This window comes from Alphaproteobacteria bacterium, assembly GCA_035625915.1.
Taxonomy (GTDB): Bacteria; Pseudomonadota; Alphaproteobacteria; order JACZXZ01; family JACZXZ01; genus DATDHA01.
This window is the reverse complement of sequence record DASPOR010000183.1, coordinates 32,595-49,945: the sequence shown is the minus strand read 5'-3', so window position 1 is coordinate 49,945 and position 17,351 is coordinate 32,595. Positions and strand designations below refer to the sequence as shown.

Annotated in this window: 21 protein-coding genes; 15 read left to right on the top strand and 6 right to left on the bottom strand. The window is 63.6% G+C overall.

Annotated features, from left to right (window positions below; translation table 11 throughout):
• The 6 genes from VEJ16_14445 to VEJ16_14420 form a co-directional block, all read right to left on the bottom strand.
• Positions 1-448 (bottom strand): AMP-binding protein (locus VEJ16_14445; GenBank protein ID HYB10863.1); only part of this gene is annotated, 448 nt, incomplete at its 3' end.
• On the bottom strand, positions 441-1,913 hold the full coding sequence (locus tag VEJ16_14440; GenBank protein ID HYB10862.1) for an NADH:flavin oxidoreductase: 1,473 nt from the start codon (positions 1,911-1,913) through the stop codon (positions 441-443). The genes VEJ16_14440 and VEJ16_14445, both read right to left, overlap by 8 nt.
• The gene (locus VEJ16_14435) at positions 1,910-3,130 is read right to left on the bottom strand and encodes an acyl-CoA dehydrogenase family protein (protein ID HYB10861.1); all 1,221 of its coding nucleotides are present in this window, start codon (positions 3,128-3,130) and stop codon (positions 1,910-1,912) included. Before VEJ16_14435 ends, VEJ16_14440 begins: the two co-directional genes overlap by 4 nt.
• A gap of 4 nt (positions 3,131-3,134) precedes the next feature.
• The gene (locus tag VEJ16_14430) at positions 3,135-3,974 is read right to left on the bottom strand and encodes an enoyl-CoA hydratase family protein (GenBank protein HYB10860.1); all 840 of its coding nucleotides are present in this window, start codon (positions 3,972-3,974) and stop codon (positions 3,135-3,137) included.
• Complete coding sequence (locus tag VEJ16_14425; GenBank protein HYB10859.1) at positions 3,974-4,504, bottom strand: MarR family transcriptional regulator; 531 nt, start codon at positions 4,502-4,504, stop codon at positions 3,974-3,976. The genes VEJ16_14430 and VEJ16_14425 overlap by 1 nt, the downstream gene beginning before the upstream one ends.
• The gene (locus VEJ16_14420; GenBank protein HYB10858.1) at positions 4,501-5,355 is read right to left on the bottom strand and encodes an SDR family NAD(P)-dependent oxidoreductase; all 855 of its coding nucleotides are present in this window, start codon (positions 5,353-5,355) and stop codon (positions 4,501-4,503) included. Before VEJ16_14420 ends, VEJ16_14425 begins: the two co-directional genes overlap by 4 nt.
• A 509-nt stretch (positions 5,356-5,864) precedes the next feature.
• Between VEJ16_14420 and VEJ16_14415 the strand changes: the two genes are divergently transcribed.
• The 15 genes from VEJ16_14415 (at position 5,865) to VEJ16_14345 (ending at position 17,346) form a co-directional block, all read left to right on the top strand.
• Complete coding sequence (locus tag VEJ16_14415; GenBank protein ID HYB10857.1) at positions 5,865-6,260, top strand: RidA family protein; 396 nt, start codon at positions 5,865-5,867, stop codon at positions 6,258-6,260.
• 74 nt (positions 6,261-6,334) lie between these two features.
• Complete coding sequence (locus VEJ16_14410) at positions 6,335-6,817, top strand: RidA family protein (GenBank protein HYB10856.1); 483 nt, start codon at positions 6,335-6,337, stop codon at positions 6,815-6,817.
• A 349-nt stretch (positions 6,818-7,166) separates the two neighbouring features.
• Complete coding sequence (ccmA, locus tag VEJ16_14405; protein ID HYB10855.1) at positions 7,167-7,799, top strand: heme ABC exporter ATP-binding protein CcmA; 633 nt, start codon at positions 7,167-7,169, stop codon at positions 7,797-7,799.
• Positions 7,796-8,461 carry a heme exporter protein CcmB gene (gene ccmB, locus VEJ16_14400; protein HYB10854.1) on the top strand — a complete coding sequence of 222 codons (666 nt, stop codon included), beginning with the start codon at positions 7,796-7,798 and terminating at the stop codon, positions 8,459-8,461. Before ccmA ends, ccmB begins: the two co-directional genes overlap by 4 nt.
• 155 nt (positions 8,462-8,616) lie before the next feature.
• Positions 8,617-9,369: a heme ABC transporter permease gene (locus VEJ16_14395; protein HYB10853.1), complete on the top strand. Its 753-nt coding sequence runs from the start codon at positions 8,617-8,619 to the stop codon at positions 9,367-9,369.
• Between the two features lie 23 nt (positions 9,370-9,392).
• On the top strand, positions 9,393-9,572 hold the full coding sequence (gene ccmD, locus VEJ16_14390; GenBank protein HYB10852.1) for a heme exporter protein CcmD: 180 nt from the start codon (positions 9,393-9,395) through the stop codon (positions 9,570-9,572).
• Positions 9,569-10,018, top strand: a complete 450-nt coding sequence (gene ccmE / locus VEJ16_14385) for a cytochrome c maturation protein CcmE (protein ID HYB10851.1) — start codon at positions 9,569-9,571, stop codon at positions 10,016-10,018. The genes ccmD and ccmE overlap by 4 nt, the downstream gene beginning before the upstream one ends.
• Complete coding sequence (locus VEJ16_14380; protein ID HYB10850.1) at positions 10,015-12,003, top strand: heme lyase CcmF/NrfE family subunit; 1,989 nt, start codon at positions 10,015-10,017, stop codon at positions 12,001-12,003. Before ccmE ends, VEJ16_14380 begins: the two co-directional genes overlap by 4 nt.
• An 8-nt stretch (positions 12,004-12,011) precedes the next feature.
• Positions 12,012-12,542, top strand: a complete 531-nt coding sequence (locus VEJ16_14375) for a DsbE family thiol:disulfide interchange protein (GenBank protein HYB10849.1) — start codon at positions 12,012-12,014, stop codon at positions 12,540-12,542.
• Positions 12,539-13,012: a cytochrome c-type biogenesis protein gene (locus VEJ16_14370; GenBank protein ID HYB10848.1), complete on the top strand. Its 474-nt coding sequence runs from the start codon at positions 12,539-12,541 to the stop codon at positions 13,010-13,012. Before VEJ16_14375 ends, VEJ16_14370 begins: the two co-directional genes overlap by 4 nt.
• Positions 13,009-13,917, top strand: a complete 909-nt coding sequence (ccmI, locus tag VEJ16_14365; GenBank protein ID HYB10847.1) for a c-type cytochrome biogenesis protein CcmI — start codon at positions 13,009-13,011, stop codon at positions 13,915-13,917. Before VEJ16_14370 ends, ccmI begins: the two co-directional genes overlap by 4 nt.
• 315 nt (positions 13,918-14,232) lie before the next feature.
• Entirely contained in the window at positions 14,233-14,832 is a 600-nt protein-coding gene (locus VEJ16_14360; protein HYB10846.1) for a DedA family protein, read from the top strand.
• A 110-nt stretch (positions 14,833-14,942) separates the two neighbouring features.
• Positions 14,943-15,377 (top strand): CBS domain-containing protein, encoded by a 435-nt coding sequence (locus tag VEJ16_14355; protein HYB10845.1) that lies wholly within the window; start codon positions 14,943-14,945, stop codon positions 15,375-15,377.
• A gap of 180 nt (positions 15,378-15,557) precedes the next feature.
• On the top strand, positions 15,558-15,989 hold the full coding sequence (locus VEJ16_14350; GenBank protein HYB10844.1) for a CBS domain-containing protein: 432 nt from the start codon (positions 15,558-15,560) through the stop codon (positions 15,987-15,989).
• A gap of 220 nt (positions 15,990-16,209) precedes the next feature.
• Positions 16,210-17,346, top strand: coding sequence for an ABC transporter substrate-binding protein (locus VEJ16_14345; protein ID HYB10843.1), 1,137 nt, complete (start codon positions 16,210-16,212; stop codon positions 17,344-17,346).
• Positions 17,347-17,351: the final 5 nt, after the last annotated feature.

The window sequence follows — 17,351 nt, the reverse complement described above, 5'->3', positions numbered from 1 at the left end:
CTTGGGCTTTTTCAAGGACGTAGACGAGTTCGCGCGCACGCAATAGCGGCATCGTCGCGACAGCGATCCCGCCTGCCTTCAACACGCCGAACCAGCACGCCGCCATCATCGGATTGTTGGGACCGCGCAAAAGGACGCGGTTGCCTGGAACGAGGCCGAACTCGGTCCTGAGGACGCGTGCTATTCGGTCCGAGCGATCCTTGAGATCGGCATAGCTCCAGACCGCACCCTCGAACCAGATCGCCGGCCGACTGCCGCGCCCCGCGGCAACGTGGCGGTCGAGGAGTTCGCGCGCTGCGTTGATGCGATTGGGGTATGCCTTGAGTTCCGGGAGCGGCGAATAATCCATGCGGGCCCACAGCTCGAACGGCGGGAGGTTGTCGCGCGCGAACGTGTCCGTGTGGGCGCTTGCGACTCCGCCTGGGGGGAGGGGTGGCACCTCAGGCATGAAGGACCTCGCTGCTCGGGCTCGGCGTCGTCTCGTCGAATCCGGGAATGCCGGGCTCGATCGCGACGCAGTTGCTCGGCGCACTCGCGCGCCCGCTCGCGTCGTAGGCCCTGACATAATATGTGTAGCGCAGGCCACCGAGCACGCTGCGGTCGACAAATCGAGTACCCTTGACCGCCTCGAGGCAGCGCACCTCCCCGTCATCCTCCGCACGATAGACGTCGTAACCGGATATTTTCCCCGATACCGGTTTCAACCAAAGGAGCTTGACCTTGCCGTCTTCGAAGGTGGCGCTGAGCCCCCCTCGATCCTCGCCCCAGCGCGGCCGTTCGCCGCTGCGGTCGTCGAGGGGAGCCTGCCGTGCATCCTTGGGCCACAGGAAGCAGTGGACCTCCTTGAAATTCTCGTCGAGCTGCTTGCATACGTTGCAATAGATGCAGCGCACGATTTCGTCGGCGCGGCCCTCGCGTGCCTTCCTCGGCCAGAAGGGATCGGCGAGGAGCTGGCGCGCCATGCCGATGATGTCGGCCTTGCCGTCGGCAAGAAGACGCTCGGCATCCACTGGATCCGATATCTTGCCGACCGACGCGACCGGCACGTTGAAGCCCTTCGCATCGATGAACGACTTGATCGTCGCCGCGAGGCTTGCGTGCGGCAAGGGGGGATACCAATCGCCGGGCATGCAACGATCGCCCGAATAGCCCGTATAGGGATAAAGCGGCTGTCCCTCGCGGTGAATGGCGTCCTCGAACTTGCCGCCGACGGAGAGCGAAATGTAGTCGATGCCGAGTTGCGCCATGCGCAGTCCGATCAGCTTGGCCTCCTCGACGGTGTAGCCGTCCTTGATGCATTCCTCGGCGAGGAAGCGCACGCCGACCGGCCAGTCCCGCCCGACCTTTTCCCGCACTTTGGCGAGCACCTTGCCGAACATGCGCAGACGCCCTTCGAGCGTGCGGCCGGTATATTCGTCGCGCCGCGGATTTCGCTTGGAGAGGAAGGACGAAAGTGTATAGGCATGCGCCGAGTGAAGCTCGACGCCGTCATAGCCGGCTTCGCGCGCACGGCCGGCGGCGTTGCCGAACTCGTCGACGATCCGATCGATCTCCGAAGGCGACAGGCTGTCGATCGTCTGACGCCAGCCCGAGCGCGCCACTTTCATGAAGTGGATGATCTGCGGCACGATCTTGCTCTCCGAGCAATCGTGCACACGTTTGACAAGCTCGCTATGGCCGGGCACGAAACAGTCATCACTCAACCGCAACAGAGGGCCCGATTTGGCGCCATGCACGGCTGTCGCTTCGACGACGATGAGCCCGACTTCGCCCTCAGCATAGCGCACGTAGCGCTCGATCACGGCGTCGTTGACAAAGCCGTCCTCGCCCGAGAGCCGCGTCACCATCGCGGGCACCAGCACACGATTGGGGATCGTCATGCCGTTGATGGTGAGGGGTTCGAAGAGCTTCATGCCGCCGGCTCCTTTTCCTCTTTGGCGGGCGATGACGCATTCAGCACCCCATCGTGGGCGGCGCGCGTCTGCGCTGCGATCACGAGCCTTTGAATTTCGCTCGTGCCCTCGTAGATCCTGAGCGCACGGATTTCGCGGTAGAGCCGCTCAACCACGGCACCCGAAAGAACGCCCATGCCGCCGAAGATTTGCACCGCCTCGTCGATCACCTCTTGCGCCGCCTCGCTCGCATAGAGCTTGGCCATCGACGATTCGCGGCTGACACGCCCGCCGAGTGAATCCCTGGTCCAGGCCGCACGGTAGACGAGGAGGGCCGCCGCATCGACCTTGAGCGCCATGTCCGCGAGCTTTGCCTGGATGAGCTGATGCTCGGCGATCGGTTTTCCGAAGGCAGCACGGTGTGCGGCATAGGCAAGCGCCTCGTCGAGCGCGCGCCGCGCAAAGCCGAGGGCGGCCGCCCCGACCGTTGCCCGGAAGATGTCGAGCGTCGCCATCGCGATCTTGAAGCCCTCCCCTGCCTTACCGAGGAGATGCGCGGCGGGCACGCGGCAATCCTCGAACGACAGGGTCGCGAGCGGATGGGGTGCGATGACGCGCAAACGCTCCGCGATCTTGAGGCCGGGGTTGTCCGCGTCCACCACGAGGGCCGAGAGGCCCTTGGCACCGGGTGCTTCGCCGGTGCGCACGAAAACAACATAGTGATCGGCGATCCCGCCGTTCGAGATCCACGTCTTGCGTCCGTCGATCACATAGCAGTCGCCCTCTTGCCGGGCGACACACTGGAGGGCCGAGACGTCGGACCCACCCTCGGGTTCGGATAGGGCGAAGGCGGCGATCTGCTTGCCCGCCCCGACGCGCGGGAGGTAGCGCGCCTTGAGTGCCTCCGATCCGAAAAGGGCGATCGAGGCGCTGCCGAGCCCTTGCATCGCAAAGGCGAAATCGGCGAGGCCCGTGCGATGGGCGAGCGTTTCGCGCAGCAAGCAAAGGCTGCGCACGTCGAGTGCCGCGGCAATCCCGCCGTGGGATGCCGGAACCGCGTAACGCAGCCAGCCGCCCTCGCCGAGGCGTGCCACGAAATGGCGACAGAGTGCGTCGACATCGTGTTCGTCGTGCTCGTGCGGTGCGATTTCCGCCGCCACCCACGGATCGAGCCGATCCTTCAGGCGTCGGTGCGCCTCGTCGAAGAACGGCCAAGCGAGAAAGCTCGTGTCGGGCATCGAATCAGCTTCCCTCGAAGGCCGGCTTGGTCTTCTTGACGAAGGCCTCATAGGCCCGACGAAAGTCGCCCGATTGCATGCAAATCGCTTGCGCCTGCGCTTCCTGTTCGATCGCTTCGGCAATGCCCATCGTCATTTCCTGATCGAGCATCCGCTTGGTCATCGCGTGCGCGAAGGTAGGTCCCTCCGCGAGGGAGAGAGCGAGCGAAGACGCTTCGGCCACGAGCGCATCGGGGGCGGCGATCCGGTTGTAGAAGCCCCAGGCAGCGGCCTCTTCCGCACTCATCGAGCGGCCGGTGAACAAAAGCTCGGCGGCACGCCCGAGCCCGATGATGCGCGGCAGGATGGCGCAAGCACCCATATCGCATCCAGCGAGGCCGACGCGAGCGAAGAGGAATGCAACCTTGCTTCGCGGCGTGCCGATGCGAAGGTCGCTCGCCATCGCGAGGCAGGCGCCGGCGCCTGCGCAAACGCCATCGATCGCCGCGATCACGGGTTGCGGACAGCCGCGTATGGCCTTCACGAGATCGCCCGTCATGCGGGTGAACTTCAAAAGATCGGGCATCGCCATCCCCACGAGCGGGCCGATGATGTCGTGCACATCCCCGCCCGAGGAGAAATTCCCGCCGGCCCCCGTGAGAATCACCGCCTTGACCGAACCTTCGCCGACGAGATGGCGGAAGAAGTCGCGCAACTCGGCATAACTCTCGAACGTCAGCGGGTTCTTGCGCTCCGGCCGGTCTAGGGTCACGGTCACGACCTTGCCTTCGACGTGAAGGCTAAAGTGTTTTGCCTGCCAGACCGCGGTCGACGGTTCGCTCTTCACCTGCCGCTCGCCCGCCATTACGGCCCCCTCGCCCCGGCACGCGCGTTTTTTTCAGCGTGCTCGACCGAACGCTTCAGGCGTGCGAGGAGCGCATAGAGATCCGCCAGGTCTTTTCGACTCAATTCCCGCATCATCCCTTCGATCCAATCGCCGTGCTCGGGCGTCATCGCGTCGAATGCGGCTTTCCCGGCTCGGGTGAGACGCACGACCTGTACGCGCCGGTCGTGGGGTGCGGCTGCGCGCTCGACGACACCCTCGCTCGCCATGCGCTCGATCAGTCCGGTCACGTTGCCGTTCGTCACCATGAGCCGGCGCGAGAGTGCGCCCATGGTCAATCCCTCGGGTGCGCGGTCGAGCTGCGCCATGAGATCGAAGCGCGGGAGCGTGAGATCGAAGCTGTTGCGCAAACGCTGACGCACGCGCCGCTCGATCATGCTGGCGCAGGTCAAAAGCCGCAGCCAGACCCGCAGGTCGAGCCGGTCGTCGTGCCGCGCCGAACTCTCGTAATCGAGCTGCATGGCGCCACCGGCTTCGGCCGACTCATTCATCGCATCACCTCTCCGCCCGCGACGGCGATAGCCTGGCCGGTGAGGGCACTCGATTCGGGCAGGCAAAGCCAAGCGACGGTCTGCGCCACTTCGTCCGGCTGAACAAGGCGGCCTTGCGGATTGGTCTTGGCAAGTTCGGCGCGCGCCCCCACCTCGTCGATGCCGGTCTTTTCGACGATATTCGCGACGGCCCCCGCGAGCAGGTCCGTGTCGGTGAAGCCTGGGCAAACCGCGTTCACGGTAACGCCTTTCGCCGCCACCTCGAGCGCCAAAGCGCGGGTCAGGCCGACGAGACCGTGCTTTGCGGCACAATAGGCGCTGACATAGCGATAGCCGATGAGACCGGCGGTCGACGCCACGTTGACGATGCGGCCCCAACCGGCCTCGATCATGCCGGGCAAGGCTATTTGTGCCGCATGGAATGCGCCCGTGAGATTGACGCGCAGCATCTCGTCCCAGAGGGCCGCATCGGTCTTGGCGAACGCGGCACTTCTTGCGACGCCCGCATTGTTCACGAGGATCAGCGGCGAACCGTGGGCAGCACGCGCCGTCTCGAAGGCGGATTCGAGCGCGCGCCGGTCGGCCACGTCGGCACTCGCCCACGCGATCCGGCGACCGGTTTCTTCTTCAAGCGACCGGGCGCGGGCGCCGAGCGTGTCCCGCGACCGGCCGACAAGCGTGAGATCCGCACCGAGCAAGGCAAGGCGGCGCGCGATCGCGGCACCGATGCCGCGCCCACCACCGGTGACGACGGCCGCGCGGCCGGCAAGCGGCAGGGCGTCGGATACCGGCTTGGCGATCGCCGCCGATCGAGCGCGATCCGACGCCTTGTTTGTGGCACCCGGGGACATGACCGCCAAGCTCCGTGCTTGGGAGGAAATTATTTTAAGTCTAAAGTAATTTTCGGTGGATATGCAAGCGCTTTTGTCGTGCTCACTCGTGCGCTTGCATTTCACGGCGAGATTCGACTGAGCCATTGGCTTGGGAGGATTGTTTTCATTTTTATCGCCCTCAGGATGAGGACGTTAATGTTGTGAGAGGCTCTTCATCCTTCGAGACGGTGCTGCGCACCTCCTCGGGATGAGGACTTTAATCATATAAATAAATATCCTCATGGTGAGGAGCCTCCTGGCGCGCTTCGCGCGCCTTCTTCTGCGTCACGCAAAGAGGCGGCCGCTGAGGCGGCCGCCGGCGCGAGGCGTCTCGAACCATGAGGGCGCGATCTCTTCATTCGTCAAGCCCGCGCATCCACATGTTCGGCCGTCCGCGCCTTCCAACGTTCCGGCCATGACGCGCGACAGTCTGGCTGTCAGAATGTCTGCACGATGGCGACATCGAATGCGACGAAGGGAGGTGTGCGATGAAAACCCTGCTCCCGCCGGGATGGCCTCGCCCCAAGGGCTACAGCAACGGGATGACTGCCGAAGGCCGGTTCGTTTTCGTGGCGGGGATGATCGGCTGGAACCCGGCCGGCCATTTCGAGACTGACTCCTTCCCAGGGCAGGTCCGCCAGGCGCTTCAAAACATCCTTGCCGTGCTTGCCGAAGCGGGGGCCAAGGCCGAGCATATTGCGCGCATGACATGGTATGTGACGGACAAGCAGGAATATCTCGCAAACCTGCGCGAAGTCGGCGCTGCCTATCGCGAGGTGATCGGCAACCACTTCCCGACGATGGCGCTTGTTCAGGTGTCCGGGCTCGTCGAGGATCGGGCGAAGGTCGAAATCGAGGCGACCGCCGTGCTGCCCCGGTCTTGACGGCGGCCCATGTTGGCCCGGCCCATGTTGATCCGGCCCATGTTCATCAAGCCCAGGCCGATGGAGACGCGACGATGGAGATCGAGCGGAAGATCGAGGCGATGGGAATCGAGCTGCCGGCCTATGGCGCCGGCACTTATTACGGCGCCAAGTACGGCAAGATGAAGCCCTTCCACCGGAGCGGAAATCTTCTGGTCCTTTCCGGTCAAGTGCCGGAACTTTCCGATGGGACGGCACTCCATCCCGGCCGCGTCGGCGCCGAAGTCACGGTCGCCGAAGCCTATGCGGCCGCCCGCCAGACCGCGATCAACTGCCTCGCCGGGATAAAACAGGCCGTGGGTGATCTCGACAACGTCGTGGCACTCGTGCGGACCCTCAACTTCGTCGTCTGCGCGCCCGGCTTCACCGACCCCAATCTCGTCTCGAGCGGGTTAAGCGACCTGTTTGCCGAAATCTTCGGCCCCGAGCGCGGGATCGGCTGCCGGGCCACGATCGGCGTCATGGCGCTCGCCAAGAACCATTGCTTCGAAACCTGGATGGACCTCGAGGTCCGTTGACCGCACCCGCCGTTGTGCTGTGCGGGGCGAGTGCCCCGAGTCGCTCGCAAATGCGATTGCCGAAAGCTAATTGATTGTTTAGTTGGGTATATTCTCGGTTCACGAAATACCTTACTTTTGCCCCATTTCAGGCCTGGACGGATCACAATCCCTTCCCATCTTCATAGTCGGTAAAGACCTCCCCTCTTTGCCAGAGGCTGCCCCCTCAGCCTCCGGTCCGGGCGAACAAGGCTCGGATCCATCTTTAGCAGCCGGCGGGCTTGCCCGCTGGCTGCTTTTTTATTCAGCGGACTTCAGTCCTCACGAATTCCTGTGACGGGCGGGCAGCTTGCGGTTATTCAAGGAGCCGATGGCGCTCTTCGAGGGGCATGAACTGGTGTGCGCGCGCGGCGAGCGCATGGTCTTCGCCGGCGTCGCTTTTTCGCTCAATCCCGGCGAAGCACTCTTGCTCACGGGGCCGAACGGCAGCGGTAAATCGAGTTTGTTGCGCTTGGCCGCCGGCCTTCTTCGTCCCGCCGCCGGCACGCTCCTATGGCAAGGCAACGTGTTATCGCTCGATTGGGACGCCCACCGGGCGCGGCTTTGTCATATCGGTCACCAAGACCCGGTAAAGCCCGTTCTGACGGTGCGGGAAAACCTGATGTTCTGGGCGAGGTTGCGCGATGGCGCTGGTGCTGCGGTGGACCCAGCCCTCGATCGCCTTGGCCTTCTGGCGTCCGCCGACATCCCGGGACGTTTTCTCTCTGCCGGGCAAAAGCGCAGGCTCAATCTCGCACGCCTCCTCGCGAATCCCGTCCCGTTATGGCTGCTCGATGAGCCGACCGCAGCACTCGATCGTCCCTCCACGGCAGCACTCGAAGACATGCTTGCGGCACACCGCGCCGCCGGCGGGGTGGTGGTGCTGGCGACGCATGCATCGTTGGCCCTGCCAGGTGCGAGCGAGTTGCGCCTCGACAGTTTCGCGGCCGAGGCTGCGCCGTGAACGCCCTTTTCGCCATCTTGAGCCGAGATTTGCGCCTCGCCCTGCGCCAAGGTGCGGACACGTTGGTCGTCGTACTCTTTTTCGTAATTTCCGTGGCTCTTTTTCCGTTCGGCGTTGGTCCGGAGCCGGAAACGCTCGCGCGGATTGCGCCGGGCGTCATTTGGGTCATGGCGCTGCTTGCCTCGTTGCTTTCATTAGAACGCCTGTTCCAGAACGATTTCGAGGATGGCGGGCTCGATCTTTTGGTGCTCTCGCCCGTCTCGCTCAGCTCCATTGTCCTTGCCAAATGCGCGGCGCACTGGTTGACAACGGGCCTGCCCCTGATCGTCGCTGCACCCTTGCTTGCTGTCCTGCTCGACCTGCCGGCGATGGGCTTCGCCCAGCTTTTGCTTGCCATGCTGCTTGGAACGCCGACATTGACCTTGGTTGGGGCGATTGGGGCCGCCCTCGTTCTTGGCGCTCGCCGCGGCGGGGTGTTGATCTCGCTTCTCGTCTTGCCGCTTTACGTGCCCGTGCTGATCTTCGGCGTGGCGGCGGTTGACGGCGCCATTGCCGGGCTCGCCGTTCGGCCCCACCTCACGATCCTGGCGGGGTTTCTCCTGGCAGCGCTTGTGCTCGCACCTTGGGCGAGTGCCGCAGCCCTCAAGCAGGCGGTGGAATAGGAGGTCGTCGTAATATCCTTCCATACCCCTGCCTCCGTTAACCCTTGGCAAGTACGATTGGCGAGGGTCGGATCGAACCGGGGTCGCGAGGGCTGGCCAAGGTCAGCCATTGGGGGTAGAAGGCGCAATCGAGGGAATCGAGGCTCGATTTGAGCATGCATCGTTTCGCCAATCCCAATCGATTCCTGCGGCTCGCGGCCGCCATCCTGCCGTGGTGCTCCATAGGGGCCGTGGGCTTCCTTGGGCTCGGTCTCTATTTCGCGCTCTTCGCTTCCCCGCCCGATTATCAGCAGGGCGAGGCCGTCCGCATCATGTATGTCCACGTGCCGGCGGCGTGGATGGCGCTCTTCGTTTATACGGTTGTCGCCGTCGCAAGTGCGATTGCCCTCATCTGGCGTCATCCGCTCGCCGATCTTGTGGCCCAGGCGGCGTCGCCCATCGGTGCTTCGTTCACGTTTCTCGCCCTTGTGACGGGATCGCTCTGGGGCAAGCCGATGTGGGGGGCGTGGTGGGTATGGGACGCTCGGCTGACGTCGGTCCTCGTCCTCTTCTTCCTCTATCTCGGGCACATCGCCTTGTCGCGTGCGTTCGAAGACCCGACCCGGGGCAATCGGGCCGCCGCCATCCTCGCGGTGGTCGGATTCGTCAACGTGCCGATCATTCATTTCTCGGTCGAGTGGTGGAACACGCTCCACCAACCTGCGAGCGTCTTCCGCATGGGTGGGCCGACCATCGCCCCCGAGATGCTGCTGCCGCTCTTTCTCATGGCGTTCGGCTTCACGTTCTATTTCGTGACGGTGCTGCTTCTCTGCGTACGCACGGAAATCGCGGCGCGGAAGCTGCGCGTCCTGCGCCTCAGCGCGTTTCAAAAAGCCGCGGGTGCCGAAAGCCTCCCGCAGCTTTCCTGACGGCACGCGGGGGAGCCACGATCATGAATGGAGTTGCAGAGTTTCTCGACATGGGCGGCCGTGCCGCATTCGTTTGGCCGGCTTATGGGTTCACCCTTCTCGTGCTGATCGGCATTCTCGTCGTGGCCATCCGCGGATTGCGATCGCGCGAGCGGGAACTTGAGCGCTTCGAGGGTCGGCCGCGACGGGAGCCGCGGAAGTGAAGCTCAAGCCGAAACGCAAGCGGCTTGTTTTTGTAACCGTCGGCGCGGCGATCCTTGGCGTCGCGGTGTTGCTCGTGCTGAATGCGTTTCGGGAAAACATCGTGTTCTTCTTGAGCCCGACTGAGCTTCTGGAAAAGGGAGCGCCGTCCGACCGGGTCGTGCGCCTTGGGGGGCTCGTCGAGGACGGCAGTGTCACGCGCGGGCCCGATTCATCGGTGCGCTTCAAGGTCACCGATCTCAAGCACGATATTCCGGTCCGCTATGTCGGTATCCTGCCCGATCTCTTTCGCGAGGGCCAAGGCGTCGTCGCCGAAGGCAGGCTGCAACCGGACGGCAGCTTCCAGGCGTCGAGCGTGCTTGCCAAGCATGACGAGAAATACATGCCGCCCGAAGTGGCTGAGGCCCTCAAGAAGTCCGGCCGCTGGCAAGAAGGCCCCAAGCCGTGATTGCCGAAATCGGTCACTTTGCACTCGTGCTCGCACTCGTCGTCGCCTTGGCGCAGGCGAGCTTGCCGCTTTACGGGGCGGCGCGCGCCAATGCGCCACTTGTCGCCGTGGCGCGGCCGGCGGCGCAAATGCAATTCGTCCTCGTGCTCGCCGCATTTCTCGCCCTCGTCCACGCCTTCGTAACGTCCGACTTCTCGGTCTATGCGGCGGCGATCAATTCCCATTCGACGATGCCGCTCGTTTACAAGATCGCGGGCGTTTGGGGAAACCACGAGGGTTCGATGGTGTTGTGGGTCCTCATCCTTGCCCTATTCGGTGCCGCGGTCGCCACCTTCGGCGCCAACCTGCCGCCAACCCTTCAGGCGCGCGTGCTGGCCGTGCAGGCGATGATCTCGTTCGGTTTCCTCGCCTTCATCCTCTTCACCTCCGATCCCTTCGCCCGCGTGTTCCCGCCGCCGCCCGACGGCCAGGGCCTCAATCCGATCCTGCAGGACCCCGGTCTCGCCTCCCATCCGCCGGTCCTCTATCTCGGCTATGTCGGCTTTTCGATGGCGTTCTCTTTTGCGATCGCCGCCCTCATCGAGGGTCGCGTCGATGCGAGCTGGGCGCGTTGGGTCCGGCCCTGGACGCTTGCCGCGTGGTGCACGCTCACGCTCGGCATCGCGATGGGAAGCTGGTGGGCCTATTACACGCTCGGCTGGGGCGGCTTCTGGTTCTGGGACCCGGTCGAGAACGCGTCCTTCATGCCGTGGCTGGCCGGGACGGCGTTGCTTCATTCGGCGATCGTCGTCGAGAAGCGCGACGCGCTCAAGAGCTGGACCGTCCTTCTCGCGATCGTGACGTTTTCCCTGAGCCTTATCGGCACGTTCCTCGTGCGCTCGGGGGTGCTCACCTCGGTGCACGCTTTCGCGAACAGTCCGGCGCGCGGCATCTTCATTCTTGCCCTTCTCGTCATCGCCATCGGCGGCTCGCTTATCCTTTACGCCGTGCGCGCGCCGAACCTGGCCCCCGGCGGCCTCTTTGCACCGATCAGCCGGGAGGGAGCACTCATGCTCAATAACCTGATCCTCGCGAGTGCCGCGGCGACGGTTCTGGTCGGAACGCTCTATCCGCTGTTTCTCGAGAGGATCGGCGGGCCGAAGATCTCCGTGGGGGCGCCATTTTTCAATTTGACCTTCGTTCCTCTGATCTCGCCACTCCTCGTCGCGGTCCCGATCGGCCCGCTTCTCGGCTGGAAGCGCGCCGATCTGGCGGCAGCACTTCAAAGGCTCTGGGTGGCCGGGGCCGCGGCCTTCCTCGCCGGGCTTGTCGCACTCTATCTGCATTCGGGCGGGCCGATTCTTGCGGTCTTCGGCCTGGCGCTCGCGGCGTGGCTCTTCGTTGGCGCCTTTGCCGAGCTTGCGGCGCGCACGAACCTCGGAAGGGCAGCTTTGGGCGAGACGCTGCGGCGTGCGCGCCATCTGCCGCGTTCCACTTACGGCGCCGCCTTGGCCCATGCTGGGCTCGGCATCGCCCTAGCCGGCATTGTCGGGACGACCGCGTGGCGGGTCGAGCGCATCGCCACCATGCATCCGGGCGAGAAGGTCGCGCTCGCGGGCTACGAAGTCTCCCTCGACGACGTAGCACCCGCGAACGGCTCCAATTACGAGGGTCAGCGCGCCGACATGACGGTGACCCGCGACGGGCGACTCGTCGCGCGCCTCACGCCGCAAAAGCGCACCTTCGCACTCTCGGGTGCCGATACCGCCGTGACCGCAATCCACACCACCGGCATCGCCGACATTTATGCCGCCCTTGGGGACAGCGATGGACAGGGTGGGTGGACAGTACGGCTTTACGATAATCCGCTCGCACCCTGGATTTGGCTCGGCGCCGTCGTGATGGCCGCGGGCGGCATTCTCTCGCTCAGCGACCGCCGCCTGCGGGTGGGAGCCCCCGCACGCCGCCGGCTTCCCGAATCCGCCGCGACCGCGTCCGGGGATTGAAGGCGGCGATGGCGAAGCGGCTTGTCTACATCGCACCTCTCCTTGTCTTCGCCGCGATCGCGGTATTCTTCTTCGCGGGCCTCGGACGCGATCCGGCAATCGTGCCCTCGGCCCTCATCGACAAGCCTGCGCCGAAATTCAATCTGCCAGCGCTCATCGACGGCAAGCCGGGGCTGTCGAGTGCCGATCTCAAGGGCAAGCCCGTCCTCGTCAACGTCTTCGCGTCCTGGTGCGTGCCGTGCAAGGAGGAGCATCCGATTCTCATGGACCTCGCCAAGGAGGGGGTGGTGCTCTACGGCATCGACTACAAGGACAAGCCGGAGGATGCGCGGCAGTTGCTGGCCGCGATGGGCGATCCCTATGAGCGCATCGGTGCGGACCGCGACGGAAGCACGGGCATCGATTGGGGGGTTTACGGCGTGCCCGAGACCTACGTCGTCGATTCGACGGGAACGATCCGTTACAAGCAGGTCGGCCCGCTCGACCGCGAGGCCGTGGAAGGTGTGATCCGCCCTCTCCTCAGTCGACTCGCCAAATGATGCGCACGATCCTTGCCATGATTGCCGTGCTATGGATGGCGCTCGGCCTCGCGCACGCGGTCACACCCCAGGAAATGCTGGCCGATCCAGCGCTCGAGGCGCGCGCGCGGGCCATCGGCCAAGGCTTGCGCTGTCTCGTGTGCCAGAATCAATCGATCGACGATTCGAATGCGGATCTCGCCCATGACCTTCGCGTCCTGGTGCGGCAGCGACTGATGGCAGGCGACAGCGACGCGCAGGTCGTTCAATACATCGTCGAGCGCTACGGCCAGTTCGTCCTGTTGAAGCCTCCGGTCGAGCCAGCGACATATTTGCTCTGGCTGTCGCCGGGGATCGTCTTCCTGATCGGTCTCGTGGGGGCGGTCGCCTACGTCAGGAAGCGCCAGCGGGATTTGGGGGAGGTGCCGCCGCTCACCATCGAAGAGCAGCGCCACCTCGCCAAGCTCCTCAAGTCGGACGGCGAGCGATGATTCTCTGGCTCGTACTCGCCGCCATTACGATTTTCACCGCGTGGATGCTGCTTCGACCCATCCTTCGCAGCGCCAAGTCGCCCCCACCGCGCGACGACTACGATCTCGAGGTCTACCGCGACCAACTCGATGAGCTGAAGCGCGAAGTCGGCCGTGGCGTCATCGGCGGAGAGGAAGCGCAGGCGGCCGAGCGGGAAATCGCACGCCGGCTTCTCGCCGCGGCGAAGGCCGAGCGCCGACAAATGCCGGCAGCGACGGAACAGCCGCAGATGCCGGGACGGACCGGTCGCCGCTGGGCGGCGTTCGGGATCGTCGCTTTGATGCCGCTTACGGCCTTCGTTCTTTACCTCGGGGTCGGCGCTCCCGGCCTGCCGGATTACCCCTTCGCCGGCCGCAACGATGCGGGTACTTCCGCGGGAATGCCGCCGATCGCCGAAGCGATCGCAAAGCTCGAAGCGCGTCTCAAGGAAACGCCGGACGATCTCAGCGGATGGTTGCTTCTGGGCCGGACCTATGCGGCACTTAACCGCTATAAGGAGGCCGCCGACGCCTATCGGCATGTGGTCGAGCTATCCGGGGCACGGTCGGATGCGCTCTCCGCCTATGGAGAGATGCGCGTGATGGAGGCGAAGGGACAAGTCGGCGAGGAAGCGCGAACGTCCTTCGAAAAGGCATTGGCCCAGAATCCCGGCGATGTCCGTGCAGCGTTCTATCTCGGGCTTGCAAAGGCGCAAAGTGGGGATGGCGAGGCGGCTTTGAGGTCGTGGCTGGCGCTCGAAGCTAAGGCGCCGGCCGATGCGCCTTGGCTGCCGGCGCTGAAATCGGAGATCGACCGCGTCGCCAAGGAATACAAGCTGGACCCGGCGAAACTCGCACCCGCCGGCGGGCCTGCGGCAGCACCCTGAACCCCCGGCGCTCCATTCCCAACGAGACCATTTCCGGGCCCTCCTTCTCCCTCCAAGGCGGAAATCCGAATAAGCTTCCCCGATCGTGCCGTTTCTGTAGGGTATTGGCCACACTTGCGCCGTGGCACCGAAAAATGGCAATCCTTCGGTCCTACGATCCGCCCGCAGAAGCGGAATCGAGAAAGGAAGCGTCAGGGGGGCCGGCGTCACTTGTAAGCGGCCCGGAAATGCGGAATTTGCGGCGGTGTCGACGGATCGCGACGTCACCGCAGCGGCTGGCGGCGTGTCCGCCGGCGCGAAAGGGCCTGCGGCGCCATGGATGTGAAGCATCTTTTGTTGGATTTCGGCCCACTCGTCATCCTTGTATGGACGTTTTTCGAGGGCGAGACGGTGCTGCTCGTCGCGGGGTTCCTTGCTCACCAGGGCTATATTTCGCTCGAATGGTCGATCCTTGCCGCGTTCGTCGGCAGCACGTCCGGCGATCAGCTTTATTTTTGGATCGGCCGGAAGTTTGGCGAGCAAATCCTCGATTGGCGTCCGGCTTGGCGAGTTCGGATCGAACGTCCGCTGCGTCTGCTGGTCAGGTACCAGAACCTTTTTATCCTCAGTTTTCGCTTTATTTATGTCGTGCGCAACGTGGCCTCGTTTTCAATCGGTTTGGCCGGGGTGTCGTTCAGGCGCTTCACGATCCTCAACGCGATTGCCGCGGCGATCTGGGCGCTTAGTTTTGGCCTTGGCGGTTACTGGTTCGGCTCGACCCTCGAAACCGTTGCCGGCGGGGTCCAGGAGATCGAAACTGTTGCAGTCGTCGTCGTGGCGCTGGCGCTCGTGGCTTATTTCGTCTGGCGCCGCAGGCGCCGCCGCGACGCGGCAAAGGGTAGAGGCGGGCTACGCGAGGCGACGGGCGACGAGTAGGGCGGGACCCCTCGCCTTCGTCGATTTCCGTCCCCATATTTCTTTCTGCGACCACGAGCTTGCCCTCGCCATTGGCATTCCAGGGCAACCGTTCCCGAGCGGAGGCGACGATGAAAGTGGAGACGATTCTGAAGGCGAAGGGCTCGCGGGTCGCCACGACGCGGCCGGATCTGACAATCGAGACGATTGCTCATCGCCTCAACATGGAGAGTTTCGGCGCCGTCGTCGTCAGCAACGATGGCAAGAGCGTGCTCGGCATGATCACCGAGCGGAATATCGTGAACGGGCTTTCACAACACGGGCCCGAGTTGCTCAATATGACGGTCGAATCGTTGATGAGTGTGGGTATTCCCACGTGCTCGCCCGACGACACGCTCGACAAGGTGATGCGCCAGATGACGCTCGAGCGGGCGCGTTATTTGCCGGTTCTTCGCGACGGACAGCTTTGCGGAATTATTTCGATCGGGGACGTGGTGCGAAGCCGCCTCGACGAGATCGAGTTCGAGACGAACGTCTTGCGCGACGCCTATCGTGCGAATCTTTGATTGCCGTTGCCATCGTCGATTGCATGGTGCTTGGAGAATTACGGCATATCAAGGACCGCCCAAGAATGCGATAATCAAACGCGCATATGCAACCGCACCCTTTCGGGGAGGGTGCCACCCGAAGAGGCGCTCCGGGGGCTTCGCTCTACCTGTGCGTTCGTTTGGATAGGAGGTTGCGACATGCAGGTTAGCCATATTCTCAAGACGAAGGGCAGCACGGTCACCACGATCGCGCCGGAGGTCACCATCGCGGAAGCCGTGCGCACACTGTCGAAGAAGCGGATCGGTGCTGTTCTGGTGATGGGCCCCGATGAAAAGCTCCAGGGCATCCTCTCGGAACGCGACATCATTCACGGCCTGGCCGAGCACGGGATCCGACTCCTCGACATGCGCGCTGCCGAACTCATGACCAAGGCGGTCGTGAGCTGCAAGCCCGACAACACCGTCGATGAAATCATGCGCGAGATGACGAACCGGCGCATTCGCCACCTCCCTGTCGTTGAAGGCGGCCGCCTCAAGGGCATCATCTCGATCGGCGACGTCGTGAAGAGCAGACTAGAGGAGCTTTCGGCCGAGAGCGACATGCTGCGCAACTATATCGCCGGCGCTTAGATCGCTAACCGGGTTGATCGGGTCGATTTAGACCCCACTGATCGAGCCCCCGCGGTCGATCGGAGTTCGCTCGGCTTCGTATTGCCAGGCCCTCGCATTCCTCTGCCTTCGTGCGCACTCGAATGAAGCCCGAATCCCTCTTGCTTGCAATAAGGGCCCGATGAAATCATGGTCCCCAAGGACAATTAAGCCTGTTCGATGAGGCAAGCCGGAGGTATTCATGCGCTCGACCATCAATGCGGCCTCAGTTGCGCTCGCCGTGACAATCGCGGCGATTGCCACGACAGCGCAGGCCGCCGATACGATCAAGATCGGGATGGTGGCGCCCGCAACCGGGCCGGGTGCGGAGTCCGGGCGTTATCAGACCCAAGGTGCGAAGCTCGCGGCCGAAGAGGTCAATGAGGCCGGCGGCGTACTCGGCAAGCAAATCGAACTCGTCATCGAGGATGACCAGACGACGAACCCAGGTGTAGTCCTCGCCTTCAGCAAGCTCGCCGGCGACAGCGATTTTGTGGCCTTTCTCGGGCCTATCCGCAGCACTCAGGTACATGCGATGGCGCCCGATGCCCTCAAGCTCGGCAAGCCCGTGATGATCGGCGGCACGGATCCAGCGCTCACCCACATGGACAATCCGTGGTTCTTCCGCTTTCGCCCGAACGACACCTATTCCGCGCGTGTGATCGCGGACTATGGCGTGAACACGCTCGGCAAGAAGAAATGGGCGATCGTCCATTCGACGGACGCTTTCGGCACCGCGGGCAAGAATTACCTCGTCGAAGCGCTCAAGAAATTGGGCATCGAACCGGCGCTGGTCCAAGGCTACCCCAACAATTCCCAGGACTTCACGCCTGTGGCCCTTGCGGTCAAACAATCGGGGGCGGACGTGATGGGCACTTACATGACGTTCGAACCGGATCAAGGAATCTTCGCAAAACAGCTTCGCCAACTTGGCGTCAATATCACGTGGGTCGGCTCGCCAACCACGACCACCGCGACGGCCCTCAAGCTCGCTGGTCCCGCACTTTACGGCTCCTACGCCGTTGCGGACTTCAATAAGGACTCAAATCCGGTCGCGAAGGATTTCGACGCAAAGTACCAGGCCGCATACAAGGCTTCCCCCGACCTTTTCGCCTCCTGGGCCTATGACGCGGTCCACGTCCTCGCACTTGCGATCAACAACGCCAAAAGTACCGATCCGCAGAAAATCCGCGAGGCCATTCTTGCGGTGAAGGGGTATCAAGGAGCCGAAGGCATTTACAATTTCGACCAGAACGGCGATGGCCTCCACGGCTACAATATCGTCAAGAACAACGAAGGAACGATCGTTTACGACAAGCACATCGACTTCAACGACTGATCGCT